Consider the following 19094-nt stretch of genomic DNA (forward strand, 5'->3'; position numbering starts at 1 on the left):
TATGCAGGGTCTTGAACAGGTGATACAGGTCTTGTCCATGGGCGGGGTATGTGTTGTTCCTACCGATACTGTTTACGGGATCACTGCTTGTGCGCGTAACAAAGACGCAGTTGAGCGGGTCTATCACTGTAAGAGGCGTAGTTCGACAAAACCTTGTATAGTGTTAATTGACAAGCTTGAACAGCTTGCCGGGTTTGGGGTAATACTTAACTCATATCAACGAGGTGTATGTGACACAATGTGGCCGGGTCCGGTGACGCTTGTCCTATCTGTTTTGAGAGAAGGTGAAACACTGGATTGGCTTCATCGAGGCTCGCTCTCGATCGGATTCCGGTTGACCGCTGATCCTGTTATTCAAAGTATCGTTGCCGAAGTTAGGCCAATCATTGCTCCAAGCGCCAATCCGCAGGGCTCGCCTCCGGCCACTACGGCAGAAGATGCAAGGAGATACTTTGGCAATAGCGTTGACTATTATGTTGACGGTGGCGTATGTGATACAAAACCATCTACGGTAATCTCGCTTGAGAGTGCTTCGTGTACTGTATTGCGAGAATAGTGTACCCGAAGAAATATAAACGTATTTATAAAAGAATAATCAAAAATCATATGAGACAAATAGGAGTTGTACTGTTTATAATCGCGCTACTTGTTGTTATAGGAGGTCTTATTTACTGGTCGGTAAGCTCAACGCCGGCTTCGCAAGACGCGCAGATCGTTTCTTTTGAGGTCGAAGAGTCTGATCTCGTTGTTGAAACCCGCGGAGACGTGGCGTCAGTATCGATCTATGGTGTTGTAAATGATACAAACGCAACAGGTACCGCCACGACAAGTGAGGACATACTTATCGGTGAAGCAACACAGACAGAGACAGAGACTGCCGAAGGAGTCACTCAGTGGCGCTTGCAGATACCATCAGCACCACTGCCACTGATGGCTGTGTATGCTCAAGCGTACGGAGAGGATGGTGAGGAGTTGGACCGCGAATCTCTATCCCAAACCGGACCAAGCGAGATCCGTAATGAGCTTTGGGGAGGTGTCGGTCAAACAAATCTTACGCTCAGTGTAGGAGAGACCGGTTCAGTTGGTGAAGCTGAGCTTACGCTCGAGGAAATAGTAGATGACGCCCGGCCCGAGGGCGGGCTTACTGCTCGAGTGACACTTGCACCGGAGGATGAAGAGGCGCAAGAGGTAACACTCTCTACTGATGATGAGCAGGAAACAGTTGGGATGTATATCTTGCAGATCCTTGAGGTGTCACCTGAAATGTCAGATGGAACTAAGATAAGTGAAGAGGACTACGAGATTCGATTCCTGGTCTTTAGAGAAGCAAAGCTCTAATTTTACTTGCATCATAGCTTTTAAAAACATGCCACGTGGATAGTGGCATGTTTTATGTCAGTAACCGTTGACAAATCAAATGGTGGGAGTAGCATTAATTTTGGAATTCGTGTTCATGGATTGTGCTTATGGACAAGCACAGCCGGCCCGGCGGTTTCCGGGATGTACATCTTATGAGGGCATGTCATATGACATCCACCAGCACTTCTGTTAGCGGGACGGTTGCTCAAGGCCGGGATGACGATGTGTTCGAGGATGAAGCAATTCATTCTCTTACCAGGATTCCCGCCCCGGGCGACGTCCTTGGGAGGGTTCCTTTCAAGGAGCTAGAACGAGAGGGGGTCTGGGAGGCGGTTTTGCCGGTTTTCTCGAAGAAAGGGAGCCGCAAGCGCAAGAACGAATTCGTGGTCTTTCGCACGATTCACACGCCACCGCGACATCTTCGGAAAGGCGAGGTCGAGCCGATGGATCTGCGTATTCTTCGGCGCGAGGAGTCAGTATCTCGCCGCAAGTGGTGGGAAGAAGACGAGGACGAGGGCAACGAGTTGGCTCTCTGCCATAACTTCATTGTGGAACTCGCTCCGTCGCCGGCCTCTCACGACTAACAATTGATCTCTGCAGAAGAGGGTCAGAAAATAAACCGCACCAGCAACCCTGGTGCGGTCTTTTTTTATTTTGGCGTACTTCTCTAGTAGAGATGTTATTGAAGATAGCACTTAAAGCCCGTCGATCTTGGTTGCTAGTATAAAGTCGTTCTCGGAGAGTCCGCCGATAGAGTGCGTGGAGAGGGTAATAGTTACGTTCTTATAATCGTGGATCAAGATATCCGGATGATGTCCTTCCTTTTCAGCGATCTCGCCAATGGCATTAACAAGTGTCAGAGCATCGGAAAAGTCACTGCGGGTAACGGTCTTGGTGATAGCTGTTGCTTCACCATTCAGCTGCCATCCGGAAACACACGATAGTTGTTGCTCAGCTGCTTGTCGTGAAAGAGGGGGTACATCACCTTCGCACGGCACGCAGTGTTTGTTGGTGAGATCGTTCATAGTGATAGTGCTTAGGCGTCTATCTCGGATCCTCGCTCGAGAGGATTGTTTTTGATGGTCTCAATTATTTGGTCCATATCATCAGTGATCGTGACAATATTCATATCCTCGGGGCTGATCGTTTTTCTTTCAAGAAGATTCTCTCGAATAAATTTATCGAGGTTTTCCCAGTAGCCGTGATCAACCAAGAAAATAGGAACTTGCTTGATCTTCTTGGTCTGAATAAGGGTTATGAGTTCAAAAAGCTCATCCATAGTGCCGAATCCGCCGGGGAAGAAGACATATGCTTCTGCTGAGAAGGCCAGTAATACTTTGCGTACAAAAAAGTAGTGAAAATCAACAGATTCTTTTACGTACGGGTTTGTGGATTGTTCCTTGGGTAGCTGGATGGTCAAACCAAGAGATGTGCCATCTGCGTCACAGGCACCACGGTTTGCCGCTTCCATGATGCCGGGTCCTCCGCCGGTGACGATAGAATAATCGAGTTCTGTAACTATTCGAGTCGCTAGCTCTTGTGCACTTAGATAGTCCGGGGCGGTCTCATCGGTGCGAGCAGAGCCAAAGAACGAGACCGATCGTTTCTTCTGTTGCTGCAAAAAACGAAAACCGCGAATGAATTCGTCGAGTATTAAGGAGAGTCGATGCTGTTCGTCTGGCGCTATGTTCTCAAAAAGAAGCGATGTGAAACTAAGTTTTTCTTGATCTGTCGCAGTCTCACCAAGTGTGGTGTCCACTCCTGGTTCAATTGTATTTTTTGTTGCGTTAGGCTCTTGGTTCGTATCGGACATGGAGAAAATATTAATCGTATGTCTTTATTGTAGTTGTCGCAGGTGTATATTGCAACCCGATATTTTGATTGATCCAAAACTTTTTTAAAGACAAGCTATAGAGGTATCTGTAGAGAGTCAACCTGATGTGGTATAGTTTCGCTTATGGAAAAGTTCAAGCTACGCAGTGAATACAAGCCGGCTGGCGATCAACCCAAGGCAATCGAGGAGCTCTCACAAGGAGTTTTAGATAACCTCGATCATCAAACCCTGCTTGGAGTGACCGGCTCCGGCAAAACCTTCACCATGGCCAATGTTATAGCAAATGCGGGTATGCCAACACTGGTTATTGCTCACAACAAAACACTGGCAGCTCAGCTTGCCCAGGAATATCGAGAGTTTTTTCCGGAGAATGCTGTACATTACTTTGTTTCTTATTATGACTATTATCAGCCGGAAGCGTATATGCCGTCGAGCGACACGTATATTGAAAAGGAGGCACAGATCAACGCAGAGATCGATCGTCTTCGCCATGCGTCCACTCAAGCGCTCCTCACTCGCTCTGATGTCATTATTGTTGCATCAGTTTCTTGTATATACGGCTTAGGTAGCCCTGAGGAATACGAGAAGGTCCACAAGCGTGTTGAAGTTGGGGTGGAGATCACCAGACGTCAGCTGATCAACGGTTTTGTTGATATATATTTCGAGCGCACAAATGCCGATCTTGAGCCGGGACGCTTTCGGGCTATCGGTACTACTGTCGAGGTAATGCCGGTCAACGAGCGGATCATTTACCGGATCGAGCTTGTGGGCGATCGAATCGAACGGATACAAAAGGTTGATGCCACAACGCGAAGCATCATAAGTGAAGAGCAGGTGTTTTATTTGTTCCCGGCTCAGCACTTTGTCACACCAAAGGACGAGAAAGAGCGGGCAGTGAAGCAGATCAAAGACGAGCTCGAAGAGCAGCTGGCGAAATTTAAGCGACAAGGAAAATTACTCGAAGCAGAGCGGCTTAAGCGCCGCACCAACTATGACATCGCGATGATCCGGGAGATAGGGTATTGCCAGGGTATCGAGAATTACTCCCGACACTTTGACGGGCGCACTGCTGGCGAGGCGCCACACACGCTACTTTCGTATTTTCCGCATGATGATCAAGGGAATCCGCAGTTTTTAACGATCATAGATGAGTCGCACGTAACCGTCCCGCAGATAGGCGGTATGTATGGCGGTGATCGTTCAAGAAAAGAGACACTGGTCGAGCATGGTTTTCGTTTGCCTAGCGCCAAGGATAACCGTCCATTAACTTTTGATGAATTTGAGCAGACTGTCGGTCAGCGTATATATACTTCAGCAACACCCTCCGCATATGAATACGAACACAGCAAGAAAGTAGCGGAGCAGATTATCCGGCCAACCGGTCTGGTTGATCCGAAGATCGAGGTGCATCCGGTCACTGAAACCGAGACCCTGCAAAGCCAGATCAATGATTTTATTGATCGGGCTGAAAAAGCTATTGCAAAAGGCGGTCGGGTCATCGCAACCACGCTGACCAAGCGTATGGCCGAGGATCTGACCGAGTATCTAAAGGAGCGGGGTGTAGAGACTCAGTATGTGCACAGCGATATCAAGACGATCGAGCGTATCGATATCCTCACTGCTTTTCGTCGCGGGGAGTTCGATTGCTTGGTCGGTGTGAACTTACTCCGTGAGGGTCTCGACCTGCCTGAGGTAACGTTCATCGGTATACTTGATGCGGACAAAGAAGGCTTTTTGCGCTCTGAGACATCGTTGATCCAGATCATCGGTCGGGCCGCTCGTAATGTTGAGGGTGCTGTTGTACTCTATGCTGACAAGATGACCAAAGCAATGAATTCAGCGATCAGTGAGACAGATCGCCGCCGAAAAATTCAGCTGGCGTATAACAAAAAGCACAACATCACACCTCAGACGATCAAGAAACAGATCCACGACATTACGGATCAGATGCGGAGCGAGCATGACAAGGTCGTTGATCGTGAGTTATTGATTGATCAGCAGTCTGACAAAACGCTCAAGCAGCTGATAAAAGAGAAGGAGAAGCAGATGAATTCAGCGGTAAAGATCCTGGATTTTGAGACGGCGGCAATTCTTCGAGACGAGATAAAGAAGCTTACAGAGAAAATGCAAAACGAAAACAAGTAAGCGTAAAAGTACAAACACAGCAATCTACCGGCCCACATGTGCATAGCTAATTTGCATTTTCTGCTTAAGCTCATTACAATAAACACATTAAATACACGTATCAATTATGGCAGATTCAAACAAACTTGAAGGCGTTACAGTAATGTGGGTAGAAGACGACAATTTCCTGAGCGAAATGATAGCCAAGAAGCTTAAAGACCAGGGTGCAAATCTTGAATTTGCTGCCAGTGGTGAAGACGCGGTGAAGCAACTAGACGAAAGGAAGCCTGACGTCCTTCTTCTCGATATTCTCCTTCCCGGAATGGATGGATACGAAGTGCTTAAGCAGATGAAACAAAAGGAAGAGCTGAAAGATGTGCCGGTTATTCTATTCTCTAATCTTGGTCAACAGGAAGATATCGACAAAGGATACAAGCTTGGAGCCGATAAGTTTCTCGTAAAGGCTACTATCGATCTTAATGGTGTAGTTGATGAGATAACGAAACTTCTCAAGGAAAAACAATCAGCATAGAAAATAGACGGGAGTAAAGGAACGGCCTGATCTTGCTGCATATTTATAGCCTCTCTCAAAATGAGAATGAGGGCCTGTTTAGAATGTGTATCCTAGACTCTTACTGTCAGTCGTGTATGATAATAACCCCGAGTGAATTTCTACGGGGCATTTTGCATTTCCGCCCCATATTTTTTCATAACAGACGAGCTTTATGACAAACGTCAATAATAAAAAAGAGAATAAAAAGAAGACTGTGCCCACGAGCAATAAAAAAAACTCAAAAAAGAGTGCCGGAGCAGCTAACAAAGCTGGTAAGAAAAACCCTACTAAGCAGGGTGTAGCAAACAAACTCGCAAAAGTACATCATGAGCTTAAACCTGGCGAGTTGGGTGAGGAAAATATTACGGTGCGCGGAGCACGGACACACAACCTTCAGAATGTGACGCTAACTATTCCACGAAACCAGTTGGTGGTATTCACCGGTCTCTCCGGTTCCGGCAAATCATCGCTTGCATTTGATACTATTTTTGCCGAAGGACAGCGTCGGTACATTGAGTCGCTTTCGAGCTACGCCCGGCAGTTTCTTCAGCAAATGCAAAAACCGGATGTAGATGAGATCGCCGGTCTTTCACCGGCCATTTCGATCGATCAGAAGTCTCGCTCTTCAAACCCACGCTCTACTGTGGCGACGATCACCGAGATCTATGACTACTTGCGTGTACTGTATGCCCGTATCGGCAAGCCGCACTGTCTTGAGTGCGGGCGTGAGATCGAGAAACTTTCTCACAACGAGATCAAGGAGCTCATTATTGATCGCGTGGAGGAAAAAAACAGCGCGATTCAGAAAAACGAAAGCAAACTAAGCCTGCCGGTCTATGTTGAGATCTATGCGCCGGTCGTGCGTGGGAGAAAAGGGGAGTACTACCAGATGCTGTACGATCTGTTGAACAAAGGGTACAGCAAAGTACGGGTGGATGGGGAGATCAAGGATCTACGTGAACAGATCATTCTCGACAAGAATAAGCGCCACGACATTGATCTTTTGATCGATCAGATCAATATCACTGATTTTACTGAGGGAAAGACCGACGAGGAGAAAGCAGATCTCAAAGAAGCAGAAGAGCGACTTTCGGAAGCGCTCGAAGGGGCCTTGAATGAGACTGAGGGGCTTGTGCGGATAGTGTTCCGTGACAGTGCCGGGGCGCGCAGCGAAGGTGCCGGAGTGTTAGAAGAATTTATGATGTCTTCGAAATACGTCTGTCCGTATGACGGTTATTCATTTCCGGAAGTCGAGCCGCGGTTGTTTTCATTCAACTCTCCGTACGGAGCATGTCCGGAGTGTAACGGTCTGGGCACTCGGTTCTTTTTCTCAAACGAGACCTGTCCTGTCTGTAACGGTGCTCGGCTGAGAAAGGAGGCGCTTAACGTCACCATTGGCGGAAAGAGTATTGTTGAATTTACCGACCAGTCAAATACAGACGCAAAAGCGTTTCTAGAAGCCATGACCCTGACCAAACGAGAAGAAAAGATCTCGTCGGTCGTATTTCGGGAGATCGAAGACCGTCTTCAGTTCATGATGGATGTCGGTATCGGCTATCTCACACTCAACCGAAGTGCTAAGACACTTTCCGGCGGGGAGGCACAACGCATCCGGCTAGCCACTCAGCTGGGCTCCAAACTTGTAGGTGCTCTATATGTGCTTGATGAGCCGACTATCGGCCTACATCCGCGCGACAATGAGCGACTGGTGAACACGCTCAAAAACCTGCGTGATGTAGGAAACACGATAATTGTTGTAGAACACGACGAAGATACGATATTCTCGAGCGACTACTTGGTTGACATCGGGCCGGGCGCAGGCGTGCACGGCGGCCAGATCGTAGCATCCGGTTATCTTGAGAATCTTCTTGTGCCCGACCTAGACAACAAGCAGCTCGTTAAAAAGTCGCTGACCTTGCAATATCTTCGTGGAGAAAAGAAAGTTGAATTGCCGGACAAGCGCCGGACTGCCCAGAAGGGTGCTATTCAGATCCGTGGAGGTAAAGCTTTTAATATTAAGAACCTAAGCGTAGACATTCCACTCAATAAACTTATCACGGTCACCGGTGTGTCCGGCTCCGGCAAGTCCACGTTCGTCTATGAGATCCTCTACAAGAACCTCAAAGCTCGGCTCGAAAAGCGCCACCGTAGTGCTGAGACTTTCAACGCCAAGCGAGTAGAAGGTACGGAGTATCTTGGTCGAACGGTTATGATCGACCAGTCGCCGATAGGTCGCACACCGCGATCAAATCCGGCAACCTATACCGGCGCTTTCACACCGATCCGGGAACTTTTCGCTGAGACAACCGAGGCAAAAGCTCGCGGCTGGAAACCCCGACGGTTCAGTTTCAACGTAAAAGGCGGACGCTGTGAGACCTGCCAAGGCAACGGCTACATTGCGGTAGAGATGCACTTCCTGCCAACGGTGTATGTACCGTGTGATGTCTGTAACGGCAAGCGTTTTATGAAAGAGACGCTCGAAGTGGAGTATCGTGGAAAGAATATACACGACGTTCTTCACATGACCGTGGAAGAGTCCATGAAATTCTTTGATGATATTCCTCAGATATCTGATCGACTTCGCTCACTCAACGACGTAGGCCTCGGCTACTTAGAACTCGGCCAATCTGCTACCACTCTTTCGGGTGGTGAGGCGCAGCGCGTAAAGATAGCGTCCGAGTTGTATCGACAACACACCCAAAAGACCATGTATATTCTCGACGAGCCAACCATCGGCCTGCATTACGAGGACGTGGCAAACCTGATCGTGATCCTGCAGAAGTTAGTGGAGAAGGGGAATACGGTCCTGGTGATCGAGCATAACATGGACCTTATTAAGAGCTCGGATTATGTTATCGATATTGGACCGGAAGGAGGAGAGGGTGGTGGAACGATCGTGGCTAAAGGCACACCGGAAGAAGTGGCTGAAGTAGAAAACTCTCACACCGGACAGTATCTCAAACGATCACTGAAAAATTGATCTCACTTACAATGTATCGTTCAATAACGATAGAATACTAAAAAAAACCCCGCCGGCTTAGTGCGACGGGGTGAGCTTTTGGGGTTTAGGCCGGACGCAGCCATAGTTGCGACGCCACTTCTAGGACCGCGGCATATGGAATTGTCTGTGCCTACTTGGTAGTCACACAGTCTGCTCCATAACCTGTGGGCACAGGTTATCCGCGGCCTGCAGGCCTTCTCCTGTCGTCCAGCAGCATAACCTGGTTGGCTCAGCAACAAGATCTTTCAAGGTCGGTATCTAATCGACCCTTGTTGGACAGAAATGTACTCCGCCAAAAGCTAGACAAATTTTAACTTAGCGCGCGGTCGCTGTACAGCCAGCACTCGAATTAATTATTTTCTTGTATGTGGATACCAGTATTAAACAGCTTTTTTATTAGTGAGATTCCAGTAGCCTAAAAGTGACTGCAGATGACGAAAGCAGAGAGCAAATACGTCAGTTTACTTTTATGCAGAAGGTCTTGAAAACTCCCTTTGAGTATGTGACTATTAGATTAGGATGGATGCACGTTGCATCATAGTAATTCGCACCTCTTACAGGGAGTAGCTGGTATGCCTGACACCGAAACTGTAGATGGCGTGGTACTGAAGCTCGAAGATCTCAAGGAAGGAGATCGAGTGATAGTGGAAACCATAGGCGAAGAGGCCAAAGACGGAAGCAGGTACGAACTGGATGTCCTTAGAAACAATTCACAGGAAGGGGTCATCGTTCACCTGAAGGGCGGCAATGGTGAATTTTCCGAGGGCCAAGAAACGCAGTTGATCGGCTGCAAGCACCCCGACTCACTGAAGGCAGACACGAAGGTTATTTGCGAGGGGTCTCGCGTTCTTGCGAGGGTTCCGAACTCACCTCGTCGCCTGTATGTCACGTCGGAGGTGCTCAAGATCGATCTGAGCTCATCGGAATAACTCCGGCTCTGGGCACATTAAACCAATACTACAAACCCCGGACGCAACAGCGTCGCGGGGTTTTACTGACTTTTTGTGTAAAACAGATAGGTAATATAGTATGGAGGTAGACAGGCGGAAGCACGATGGGGTAGTCGCCGGAGACAACGCAGTGGCTGAAAATCGCCGGCTAAATCCAGCCAGTAAGCCGTTGGATCTGACGACAAAGCACCGGTCGGCTGATCCCCGGCCGGGCAAAAAGTGAATAGTAAGCCCCTAAACCCAAGCTTCCTTCCTGACCACCTTTTCGGCTCCCGCTCGTGCCGGAAAGGTGGTTTTATTTTTTTAACAATCCTAGACTTCAACAATCAGTTTTTTGTTCAGTTGACTCTGTTTTCTTGAGCTTATACTTCAAAAACTTGCTATACTACTGAATATGAAAATAAAGAACATACTTCGTATCCTGCTCGGTGTAATTCTTATTCTGCTTATACCGCTTGTGCTGCAACTGACGATCGGCTCGGGAGTTGACGGAAATGGCTTTAATTGGATGCCGGGTGATTTTGTGATCATGGGCGTTCTTCTCTTTGTGGCAGGTCTTGGGGCGCACTTAGCCTGGATAAAATTGGGAAAGTATAGAATCGTTGGACTAGCATTTGCAGCCACAGCATTTCTTTGGGTTTGGGCCGAACTGGCTGTGGGTGTCTTTACCAACTGGGGGAGTTAGTGTGTATTGGTTTAGAACATACTGAATCTGTTTAACACAACGTATCTATTACCATATTGCCTACCGACAGACGATGTACGAATTTGCCAGAGTTACGTAAAAAGTTAGTTAGAAGGTCGAAATTCCCACAGTGCACAAACACGGTCGACGGATTCAATCGTGTTCTTTACCCATAATGACTATGAGTTTTTGTTTTAGCAGGGTAATATATGCGAATGGAAAACTTTGACGAGAGACATGAAGTGAATGAGGTTGAGGCGAAGATAGAGCGCTCCACCGTAAACTTTTTCGGTAAAGAAGGTGAGATCTTAGAAGCGGTCAAGAGAGGTAGGGAAAGATTTTTAAATGATTCTGAAAATTACGGCGTGCGACCTGAGTGCTTTCGTGATAGAAAAGATGTCGAGGCGGAGGCTTTTATAGCTGCGCTAACTTCTACTGATCAGCAAGAACGAGAAAATAAGGCGTATTTTGTTCATGCAATTCATGTACTCGATGATTACTTTGACGAGATTGGCTGGGTCAATGACCCGGAGATATTGTATGAAAATCGTTCTGATATTGAGAAGGTCCTCAAAAGTCTAGGAGACGTTGGCAAATTCGGTACGAATATGATCGAAAGTGTAGAAGACCATTCATCGGTCAGGAAAGGTATTCAAAAAGTCATGTACGGCGGCTTACTTGCCCAAAATTCTTCTGATAAAGAGAAGAGAGGTAAGCTTATTCAGGAGTATGTAAAAGTAGGAACTGAACTGATTGACGAAAATTTTACTTCAGATATTGAAAAAATAGATCCAACAGCTTACTTTATGACGAATAAAGTGGCTATGGAATTGATCAATGCAAACGAGAAGGATCACGATGTGAATGTGTCTGAGGCATGGAATCTTATTTTTACTCCGGCACTTTATTACCATAATCTTTCTGAGGAGGAAAAAAGAGAGGTTTCCGGATTTAATAAAGACGAAGAGCCTGATCTGGAAGAAGAAATGATAAAAATGGTCAATCTCGGTTTTTCTTATACCAATGCATTTTCAGATAGTGAAGAAAAAAGAAAGTTACGAATGGATCAATTTAAATTGGTCTGCTACTCCTTTAAAAAAGTATTGCCTGAAGCAATTTTTGCTGAATATATGAGACACCTGGAGTAAGCATACGTATTTGTTATTATTTGACTATAAGGTTAGACGCTTGTGAGATACAATAAAGGCATGGAAAAAGCAACATTTGCAGGTGGATGCTTTTGGTGTCAGGACGCAGTATTTCGGATGCTCAAAGGTGTCCATTTGGTACGCTCCGGCTACTCAGGCGGTGATACGAAAGATCCGTCATACGAAACGGTTTCAGAGGGGGTAACCTGGCATCGTGAGGCGGTACAGATAGAGTATGATCCAGACGAGATATCGTTTGAAGATCTGTTGGAAGTATTTTGGACCTCGCATGACCCCACGCAGGTTGGCGGGCAAGGGAGTGATATCGGGCCTCAGTACGAGGCGGCTATTTTCTACCATACTGAGGAGCAGAGAAGCGCTGCTGAGCAATCAAAGCAAGCTCTCGAGGGCTCAACGGTATATGATGCACCGATCGCTACCGAGATTCTGCCTTACAAGAACTTTTATCCGGCCGAGGAGTATCATCAGGGCTATTATCAGAACAATAGTGACGCACCCTACTGTCAGTTGGTGATAAATCCAAAAGTGGAGAAAGTAAGGGAATTGTTTTCTAAAAAATTAAAATAACGTCTTACAATAGCTTCTGCTGGTTTTTATAAAGTAAAAGCGTGTGAGAAACATTCTCACACGCTTTGCTAGTAGGTGTGCCCCCTTTAACTGTCACCATTTCCTCTTCGAGATCCTTTTCTCTCTAGGACCTCTCCGGCAACGTCAGCAATGTTCATCGCTTGCTCTGATATTCGCTCGCAATGGGTCTTCAACTGCTCAACTTCCTCATTGCTACGCGAGGCGATCGCCTCGCGTAGTTTTCTTGGGTTGAGATCCGTTAGTGACGCGAGTGTATTTTCGGCAAGCCGATTTACTCGCTGAAATCGTCGGGCCGGTTGCTGTCGTTGTGGAATCCGTCCGCCGTGCTTCTCGTTCACTTCGTCTATTATCTTACTCGCTCTTGCAACAGAAATGCGCTGCCCGATCAGACGGTGGGCAACAAGTTGCTGAACCTTGTGGTCGCATTCAGTCAGAAGCCTCGCTATCTGAAGCTTCATTCTGTTTTCAGCCGGAAGTGCCGGATCAATGTATTTCACCACATCGGGATGGAGCTTAAGCAGACGATAGTAGCTGTGGATCCAGTAAACTGATTTGCCGGTTAGTACCTCGATCTCCTTACCACTGAGTCCGTCGTGTTTGAGGCGCTCGATACTCCGTGCGATCTCCATCGGCGTATGTTCTTCACGATTGAAGTTTGCCGCAATGGAGAACATAAAGGCTTGCTCTGCGCTTCTTATGTTCTTCGCGACGAATGCGCGTATCTCAGTTGATTCACGCATCCGCATTGCTCGCCAGCGTCGCTCGCCATCAACGATCTGATAATCGGCTTCATCAGATGCTTCGAACGGAACAACAATGATCGGCATAAGTTGGCCGATCGCTTCAACCCCGTCCGCGAAGTGAGCGAGCACCACTTCATCAAAATACTTTCTCGGCTGGCCGGGGTCGGGGACGACTCGGTCAATCGGGATCATTCGGATGCTTCCAAGAAGCTTTGTGAGTTGAGGTGTGCGTTCTGTGGTCGGAGTAGCAAACTGGTTCATGTCGAGGGACTCCTCTTCAAGGAACTGTATCTTCTACCCCGGTGGTAGTGTTTCTAAAATGATACTGACAGAAATAATATTGAAATGCAACGTGTTCTCTGCGTGCGGTTGTGTATATAAAACTGAGGTGAGGTATTGCGGTGTTTGTCACTGTATGGTTCACTGGCTAATGGATCCTCTTTTTCTCGACATTCTTCACAATGGAGGTGCCGTATGCCATATGACGAGTATTGTCCTGCTATCGAGCTTCGCTTTCGTGACAAAATAAAGTTCTGGATGGTATTTCTTCCGACGTTGGTATTATTTGGGGCCTTGCTCGCTGTTTGCCTCGTTTGGTTGCTTATTGCCTGCGTGCTCTTGTCACCTTTTCTTCTTCCCATCATGGTCGGAAAGCTTGTAGGACGATGGGTTAAGCGACGGCAGAGCAGGTTGACAGTTCGGTACAACTTCATTTGTGAGGAGGAAACGTGCTCGGGTTTTTGGGTCGTTGTCCCGCACAGTAGGTGTACATTGTGTGGCGCATTAACGAATATATACGGACAAGACCGTGGAGCAACTCGGCTACAAGAATCTCAACGATTGCGGCGACGTTACGTGAGGTAGCCTCAATTTTTGCATGTCCTCTATCCAAACCCCTGTTCAAATAGATAGGGGTTTATTTATTAAGTAGATAATCTACAGTAAGGTAACTGTAATAAAAGTACCACTGTCGGGTGTCAACAAATGTGTATTAATAGCATCTAAACCTATACAGTATGAAACAAGCCATTATTTGGATAATTATCGTCCTTATCGTAATAGCGGGTATTATTTGGTTCGTAAACCGCACTGATATCGAGGAACCTCTTGTAAACAATGGGCAGGAGGAAGAGGAGTCTATCGAAATTGATTTAAACGAGCAGAATGATTCAGGCGTGTCAGGAACAGCTCTGTTGACCGAGGTTGATGGAGGCACGCGTGTTGAGCTTGATCTAGATGGAGCTCCGGAAGATATCGCTCAGCCGGCACATATTCATAGCGGAACTTGTGCTGATATCGGCGAGGTTGTGTACCCGCTGGAGTTTCCAATGAATGGTGAGTCCGAGACCACGATCAGTGTCTCACTCGATGACCTACGTAATGAGCTTCCACTCGCAATCAATGTGCACCAGTCACCTGAGGAGATCGAGGTATATGTAGCCTGCGGTGACATAGAAGAGTAAGTCGATTATTAACCCCGTAAAATCTGTTATTACGAGAATAGAAAAAGCGCCGATGCATTCTCGCATCGGCGCTTTTGTAATGGTTTATGTTCAGCAGGCAATGAATTTCGGTTGTGCTCACACGCGGCGACGCCTGAGCAGGAGAGTAGATCCGATAGCAAGCAGTGTCACTGAGGCCGGTTCGGGGACGGGATATTCGACTACATAGCCGAACTGCAGATCTTTATCTGCATCATTCCAGCCCACACCTTCGCTTGCCGTGATGTACTGGGCGTCAAACTGGAGTCTTTCCTCGGAAACAAGGTTGTCGTCAGGCTGACCTGTTCCCCAGTTGGTGTAGTCCCATTGCTCGCCGGTGATCCAGCCCCAGCCATCTTCCGGACCGCTGGCCGTGGATAGTTGTCTGCCGCCCAGCCACTTGTGATCCAGTGCATCAGAACCAAAAGTGTCATAGAGGAAAAGATTTTCCTCCACTGAGGTGATCGTGGCCAGGTGGCCATCTACACCCTGGTGGGTTTGATTCATCGCAACTGACGCTGCGGCGATCCAGAAATACGGCTCATTAATCACGTCGTAGTAGTGGTCGTTGCCGCCGTCAGCGACAGTCCACTGAACCGGAGCAGCCAGCGCATTCGAAGTAAACACCAGGACGATAAAAGTGATCACGAGTCGGATACTGGCCATGCGAGATTCCTTCCATGAATTTCATGCCAAACTGAGTAAGGTACACTATAAATACTATACGCTGAAATATTTTTTTGTCAAAACAATTCAAGTATGCCGTACCTAAGTGAAAAAATATCTGTCCTTTATTTTTCTGAAGAAAAAGCATAAAAATCCCACAGGCAAGCAAAGCTTGTCTGTGGGATGGTTTTGTCACATCAGGTCATTTGTCAGCGGAAGTCCTGTTGCCCTGATCGTCGTCGGCCTGGCTTGCGGCGGGGTCATCGACAGCAGAAAATTGCTGTCGCAGTTTCTGGGGAATGTCCTCATAAGGCATTCCCATTCGTGGTACATATTGATCCTGACCCTCAGTCACAGGACGCACTTGACCATTGCTGTTTGTGCACATGAGTTACCTCCAAAAGAACAGAGAAAAGAAAACCAGCCCTTTTCGTAAAGGGCTGGCGCGTATTTCTCAGAAGATGTGATGTATTGATTATTGAGATGCACGAGTAAGCCCTCTACCGAGGTTGGTAGATGTGACGATAATCACCACACTGTGCTTACGTATTCGTTGCATTAATTAACATTGTACAAATATCTCTGTATTTAACAAGGGTGGAGAGAACACAATAGGTGTCTAAATAAAAAACCCGATATGTATTTTGCATACATATCGGGTAAGAGAGGATGTGAACGACACCAAGACGCTAATCCAGCGGCTGGTGATCAACATGATGACGCCGATCTCTTTCCATCTCCAAACTGAGTTGTTCGTCCAGTCGAGAGGTTGGACGATGGTCGTTTGGCTCCACGCGCACACGCTGTGTCGGGAGCGGCTGACCGGAAGTACTCTTCGCTACCTGCCTGTCTGTGCTCGTTGTGGTCATATACCACCTCCAAAAGAAAAAGAACAAAATTACTGCCTATCTGCCGCACCGTACGCTAAACAAAAACCAGCTCTTTGGTGAAGAGCTGGCGCGTATTTCCTAGGAGTTATTGTTACTTAAGAGACACGAGTAAGACCTTCACCAGTTGAACTGGTACTACTAAGGTTCTTGACCACAATAATGCTTGTTCGCATAGCTATTTTAGTGGCTACAACTCGTTGCATGTGGAAATTATAACGCCACGTATTGAGTTTGCAAGGTGTGGATAGTATTGTAATAGGGTTATGAAACGACAGGATATTGCTAAAAAGCAGCTTCCGGATCAGCCCGGTGTATATTTCTTTAAGAAAGGACGGCAAATACTCTACATTGGTAAGGCCACATCCCTTCGCGACCGTGTGCGGAGTTATTTCAGCGGCGACATAATACTCTCTCGCAGTCATCTTATCCAGCAGATGGTCGAAGAGGCGGTTACGGTTACCTTTCAACAAACTGACTCAGTTCTTGAGGCGCTCGTGCTGGAGGCAGAGTTGATCAAGCGGTATCAGCCACTGTACAACACTCGTGACAAAGATAACAAGAGTTTCAACTACGTTGTCGTAACCGATGAAGATTTTCCTCGAATACTTACCGTACGAGGTCGTGAACTTGAAAAAATAGAGTATGAACGACCGCTTGCGTCCAGCAAACCATCACGGTCAACCTCCGTATCGGCAATTCTGCGCCGAACTTCTGTTAAGAGAACCTTTGGTCCGTTTACATCAGGAAGCTCCCTTCAAGAGGGGTTCAAAATAATACGAAGAATATTTCCGTATCGAGACAGAAAATGCATCCCTGCAGAAGAGCAACGTGATCCACGCAACCCAAAACCATGCTTTAACCAACAGATAGGTCTGTGCCCGGGAGTATGCACCGGCGGGATAACGAAACGGGAATACCAGCGACACATTCGCAATATAGTGCTTTTCTTTGAAGGAAAAAAGAAACAGCTTCTTAAGAAACTTACCACACAGATGAATCGTGCAGCGAAGAATCAGGAGTTTGAAAAAGCAACTGATATTCGCCGACAGATATATGCACTAACGCATATTAACGATACCGCACTGCTTACCCGTGACTTTTTTGGAAACTCCTCTGGGAACGGAAAAATATTCCGGGTTGAAGCGTATGATATCGCTCACTTAAGCGGAAGTGCACACGTCGGAGTAATGACGGTGGTGGAAGATGGGGAAGTGAATACTGACGAATATAGGAAGTTTCGAATACGCGGACAAGAAGGGGTGAACGACACGAAAGCACTACGTGAGATCATCTCGCGTCGGCTCGACCATCCGGAATGGCGTATGCCGAACCTGATCGTTGTTGACGGCGGAAAGGCGCAGAAAAATGTTGCTACGCGTTTGCTCGAAGATGTTGGTGTGGTGATACCTATTGTTGCAGTTGTAAAGGATGAACGGCACAAGCCGCGCGACTTGATCGGCAAAGAAGACATCGTAAGAAAACATCAAGACGACATTCTTTTGGCAAATAGTGAGTCTCATCGCTACGCGATACAGTTCCACCGCCAGCGATTGCGAAAAGGGCGGGAATAGCTGTGATACAATTGGTATGTATGTCCCCACAACTGATCACTGTTGGTGTGCTCCGCGGCGGTCCGTCCTCAGAGCACGACGTGTCGCTTAGATCAGGCGAGACAATGCTCCGTGAGCTCGGTAAGCGATTTGAAGTGCGCGACCTCCTTGTCGATACATATGGTCAGTGGATCCGTAACGGTGTTCCAACTCGGCCGGAGAAAGCCCTCCGACACGTAGATGTTGTTGTGAACGGAATGCATGGTGAGTATGGAGAGGATGGGAAGGTTCAGCGACTACTCGACTCAATGGGGGTGCCGTATACCGGTTCCAATGCCTTTGCTTCAGCACTAGCGATAAATAAAAGTAAAGCACGGCAACACTTGTCAAAACGAAATATCAAACAACCGGTCCATCGCGATATAAGGAAAACTGAGTTATGCCAAGAGCTTGTCGATGAATTGTTCGAGACTTTTCCGCAACCATCAGTTGTAAAACCGCGTTCGCTTGGTTCTTCAGTAGGGGTTTCGATAGTTCGTACCCGGGATGATCTGCGCAATGCCCTTGATCACGTATTCACGTTCTGTGAGAACGCGCTTATTGAAGAGTATATTAAGGGAAAAGAAGCAACCTGCGGAGTTATTGACGGATATAGAAACGAGCGCATGTACGCGTTACCGATAGTCGAGATACGTCCGTCTGACCGCGACTTTTTCGATTATGAGGCAAAGTATGGCGGGTCAACTCACGAGATCTGCCCGGGCAACTTTACTGAAAAAGAGCGTAAGGAAATGCAACAGATCGCGCGAGATGCCCACACTCATCTGGGGCTGAGACACTATTCACGATCTGATTTTATTGTCACTCCGCGACGAGGCGTGTACTTGCTCGAAGTGAATACGCTACCGGGGATGACCCCGGAGTCATTGTTTCCAAAGTCACTCGCTGCGGTTGGGAGCAGTCTGGAGGAATTCCTAACTTATCTTGTCGGACTGGCTCATTCAGGCGCTCGTCGATAGTCATTCTTTGCTTTTTTTGAAAAATACTTTAGAATATGATTCTTGCTAGGGTCGGTAGGCAAAGCCTGCTCCAGCTGCGCTCAGGAAAAATAAAAGTAAACTTTTGTTTTCTCTTTCGCTTGTTGGAGTAAGAAAATCTTGCGGGCCCGGCATTCCAAGGAAATAGAAGTGAACTTCAATTTTGCTTCTCACTTGGGCACGTAAGAAAATCTTTCAAACCCTGCATTCGGATGAAATGATCCGCCCGAGGCGGACCGTTTCTATCCTCACTTGGGCCCGTAGCTCATCTGGTAGAGCGCCTCACTTGCACTGAGGAGGTGGCAGGTTCGAGTCCTGTCGGGTCCACCAATATCAAACTTTCGGATTTTTTCCCAACCGATTCGGCGGCGCGTTGCGCCGCAAAGTAGGCAGGCAAAGGGTTTCCGCGCGCTTCGCGCGCGTCCAAACGGAGGTTCGAGCCAAAGATTTCTTTGGCTATGACC

Annotated in this window: 18 protein-coding genes and 1 tRNA gene; 14 read left to right on the forward strand and 5 right to left on the reverse strand. The window is 47.4% G+C overall.

Going from position 1 to position 19094, the window contains the following annotated elements; translation table 11 throughout:
• Position 1 precedes the first annotated feature (1 nt).
• From WD312_02815 to WD312_02825, 3 genes are all read left to right on the forward strand, one after another.
• Positions 2-556, forward strand: a complete 555-nt coding sequence (locus tag WD312_02815; GenBank protein ID MEX2564020.1) for an L-threonylcarbamoyladenylate synthase — start codon at positions 2-4, stop codon at positions 554-556.
• 50 nt (positions 557-606) lie between these two features.
• Positions 607-1338, forward strand: coding sequence for a hypothetical protein (locus WD312_02820; protein ID MEX2564021.1), 732 nt, complete (start codon positions 607-609; stop codon positions 1336-1338).
• A gap of 188 nt (positions 1339-1526) precedes the next feature.
• Positions 1527-1943, forward strand: coding sequence for a hypothetical protein (locus WD312_02825; protein ID MEX2564022.1), 417 nt, complete (start codon positions 1527-1529; stop codon positions 1941-1943).
• 111 nt (positions 1944-2054) lie between these two features.
• Here the strand turns inward: WD312_02825 and WD312_02830 are convergent, their stop codons facing one another.
• Both WD312_02830 and WD312_02835 read right to left on the reverse strand, forming a co-directional pair.
• Positions 2055-2384: a 4a-hydroxytetrahydrobiopterin dehydratase gene (locus tag WD312_02830; GenBank protein ID MEX2564023.1), complete on the reverse strand. Its 330-nt coding sequence runs from the start codon at positions 2382-2384 to the stop codon at positions 2055-2057.
• Positions 2385-2395: 11 nt separating this feature from the next.
• Complete coding sequence (locus WD312_02835) at positions 2396-3172, reverse strand: TIGR00730 family Rossman fold protein (GenBank protein ID MEX2564024.1); 777 nt, start codon at positions 3170-3172, stop codon at positions 2396-2398.
• Positions 3173-3316: 144 nt separating this feature from the next.
• On the opposite strand from WD312_02835, the gene uvrB reads away from it, so the two are divergent.
• The 7 genes from uvrB to msrA all read left to right on the forward strand — a co-directional run bounded on the left by uvrB (position 3317) and on the right by msrA (position 12242).
• Positions 3317-5338 (forward strand): excinuclease ABC subunit UvrB, encoded by a 2022-nt coding sequence (gene uvrB / locus WD312_02840; protein ID MEX2564025.1) that lies wholly within the window; start codon positions 3317-3319, stop codon positions 5336-5338.
• Positions 5339-5444: 106 nt separating this feature from the next.
• Entirely contained in the window at positions 5445-5849 is a 405-nt protein-coding gene (locus tag WD312_02845; protein ID MEX2564026.1) for a response regulator, read from the forward strand.
• Positions 5850-6042: 193 nt separating this feature from the next.
• Positions 6043-8850 (forward strand): excinuclease ABC subunit UvrA, encoded by a 2808-nt coding sequence (gene uvrA / locus WD312_02850; protein MEX2564027.1) that lies wholly within the window; start codon positions 6043-6045, stop codon positions 8848-8850.
• 593 nt (positions 8851-9443) lie between these two features.
• On the forward strand, positions 9444-9800 hold the full coding sequence (locus tag WD312_02855) for a hypothetical protein (GenBank protein MEX2564028.1): 357 nt from the start codon (positions 9444-9446) through the stop codon (positions 9798-9800).
• Between the two features lie 415 nt (positions 9801-10215).
• Entirely contained in the window at positions 10216-10506 is a 291-nt protein-coding gene (locus WD312_02860) for a hypothetical protein (GenBank protein MEX2564029.1), read from the forward strand.
• Positions 10507-10721: 215 nt separating this feature from the next.
• Positions 10722-11654, forward strand: a complete 933-nt coding sequence (locus tag WD312_02865; protein MEX2564030.1) for a hypothetical protein — start codon at positions 10722-10724, stop codon at positions 11652-11654.
• A gap of 60 nt (positions 11655-11714) precedes the next feature.
• Entirely contained in the window at positions 11715-12242 is a 528-nt protein-coding gene (msrA, locus tag WD312_02870; protein ID MEX2564031.1) for a peptide-methionine (S)-S-oxide reductase MsrA, read from the forward strand.
• 86 nt (positions 12243-12328) lie between these two features.
• On the opposite strand, the gene WD312_02875 is transcribed toward msrA, so the two are convergent.
• Positions 12329-13267, reverse strand: a complete 939-nt coding sequence (locus WD312_02875; GenBank protein ID MEX2564032.1) for a ParB/RepB/Spo0J family partition protein — start codon at positions 13265-13267, stop codon at positions 12329-12331.
• Positions 13268-14022: 755 nt separating this feature from the next.
• On the opposite strand from WD312_02875, the gene WD312_02880 reads away from it, so the two are divergent.
• A complete protein-coding gene (locus WD312_02880; protein MEX2564033.1) occupies positions 14023-14469 on the forward strand; it encodes a hypothetical protein in 447 nt (148 codons plus the stop codon).
• Positions 14470-14586: 117 nt separating this feature from the next.
• Here WD312_02880 and WD312_02885 read toward each other — a convergent pair whose 3' ends face one another.
• Both WD312_02885 and WD312_02890 read right to left on the reverse strand, forming a co-directional pair.
• On the reverse strand, positions 14587-15114 hold the full coding sequence (locus tag WD312_02885; protein MEX2564034.1) for a PEP-CTERM sorting domain-containing protein: 528 nt from the start codon (positions 15112-15114) through the stop codon (positions 14587-14589).
• A 728-nt stretch (positions 15115-15842) separates the two neighbouring features.
• Positions 15843-16022 (reverse strand): hypothetical protein, encoded by a 180-nt coding sequence (locus WD312_02890; protein MEX2564035.1) that lies wholly within the window; start codon positions 16020-16022, stop codon positions 15843-15845.
• Positions 16023-16306: 284 nt separating this feature from the next.
• On the opposite strand from WD312_02890, the gene WD312_02895 reads away from it, so the two are divergent.
• The 3 genes from WD312_02895 to WD312_02905 all read left to right on the forward strand — a co-directional run bounded on the left by WD312_02895 (position 16307) and on the right by WD312_02905 (position 18960).
• A complete protein-coding gene (locus WD312_02895) occupies positions 16307-17614 on the forward strand; it encodes a UvrB/UvrC motif-containing protein (GenBank protein ID MEX2564036.1) in 1308 nt (435 codons plus the stop codon).
• A gap of 20 nt (positions 17615-17634) precedes the next feature.
• Entirely contained in the window at positions 17635-18612 is a 978-nt protein-coding gene (locus WD312_02900) for a D-alanine--D-alanine ligase (protein ID MEX2564037.1), read from the forward strand.
• A 272-nt stretch (positions 18613-18884) separates the two neighbouring features.
• A tRNA-Ala gene (locus WD312_02905) sits at positions 18885-18960 on the forward strand.
• The last annotated feature ends 134 nt before the right edge of the window (positions 18961-19094 follow it).

It is taken from the genome of Candidatus Paceibacterota bacterium (assembly GCA_040905715.1).
Taxonomy (GTDB): Bacteria; Patescibacteriota; Minisyncoccia; order Phycocordibacterales; family CSBR16-193; genus JBBDHZ01.

Excerpts from the sequence above, each read along its gene's own strand:
- WD312_02880 (MEX2564033.1), top strand. The coding sequence starts at position 14,023 with ATGAAACAAGCCATTATTTGGATAATTATCGTCCTTATCGTAATAGCG.
- WD312_02875 (MEX2564032.1), bottom strand. The coding sequence starts at position 13,267 with ATGAACCAGTTTGCTACTCCGACCACAGAACGCACACCTCAACTCACA.
- uvrA (MEX2564027.1), top strand. The coding sequence starts at position 6,043 with ATGACAAACGTCAATAATAAAAAAGAGAATAAAAAGAAGACTGTGCCC.
- WD312_02835 (MEX2564024.1), bottom strand. The coding sequence starts at position 3,172 with ATGTCCGATACGAACCAAGAGCCTAACGCAACAAAAAATACAATTGAA.
- WD312_02845 (MEX2564026.1), top strand. The coding sequence starts at position 5,445 with ATGGCAGATTCAAACAAACTTGAAGGCGTTACAGTAATGTGGGTAGAA.
- WD312_02830 (MEX2564023.1), bottom strand. The coding sequence starts at position 2,384 with ATGAACGATCTCACCAACAAACACTGCGTGCCGTGCGAAGGTGATGTA.
- WD312_02815 (MEX2564020.1), top strand. The coding sequence starts at position 2 with ATGCAGGGTCTTGAACAGGTGATACAGGTCTTGTCCATGGGCGGGGTA.
- WD312_02860 (MEX2564029.1), top strand. The coding sequence starts at position 10,216 with ATGAAAATAAAGAACATACTTCGTATCCTGCTCGGTGTAATTCTTATT.
- WD312_02825 (MEX2564022.1), top strand. The coding sequence starts at position 1,527 with ATGACATCCACCAGCACTTCTGTTAGCGGGACGGTTGCTCAAGGCCGG.
- WD312_02900 (MEX2564037.1), top strand. The coding sequence starts at position 17,635 with ATGTCCCCACAACTGATCACTGTTGGTGTGCTCCGCGGCGGTCCGTCC.
- msrA (MEX2564031.1), top strand. The coding sequence starts at position 11,715 with ATGGAAAAAGCAACATTTGCAGGTGGATGCTTTTGGTGTCAGGACGCA.
- uvrB (MEX2564025.1), top strand. The coding sequence starts at position 3,317 with ATGGAAAAGTTCAAGCTACGCAGTGAATACAAGCCGGCTGGCGATCAA.
- WD312_02855 (MEX2564028.1), top strand. The coding sequence starts at position 9,444 with ATGCCTGACACCGAAACTGTAGATGGCGTGGTACTGAAGCTCGAAGAT.
- WD312_02865 (MEX2564030.1), top strand. The coding sequence starts at position 10,722 with ATGGAAAACTTTGACGAGAGACATGAAGTGAATGAGGTTGAGGCGAAG.
- WD312_02895 (MEX2564036.1), top strand. The coding sequence starts at position 16,307 with ATGAAACGACAGGATATTGCTAAAAAGCAGCTTCCGGATCAGCCCGGT.
- WD312_02890 (MEX2564035.1), bottom strand. The coding sequence starts at position 16,022 with ATGACCACAACGAGCACAGACAGGCAGGTAGCGAAGAGTACTTCCGGT.
- WD312_02820 (MEX2564021.1), top strand. The coding sequence starts at position 607 with ATGAGACAAATAGGAGTTGTACTGTTTATAATCGCGCTACTTGTTGTT.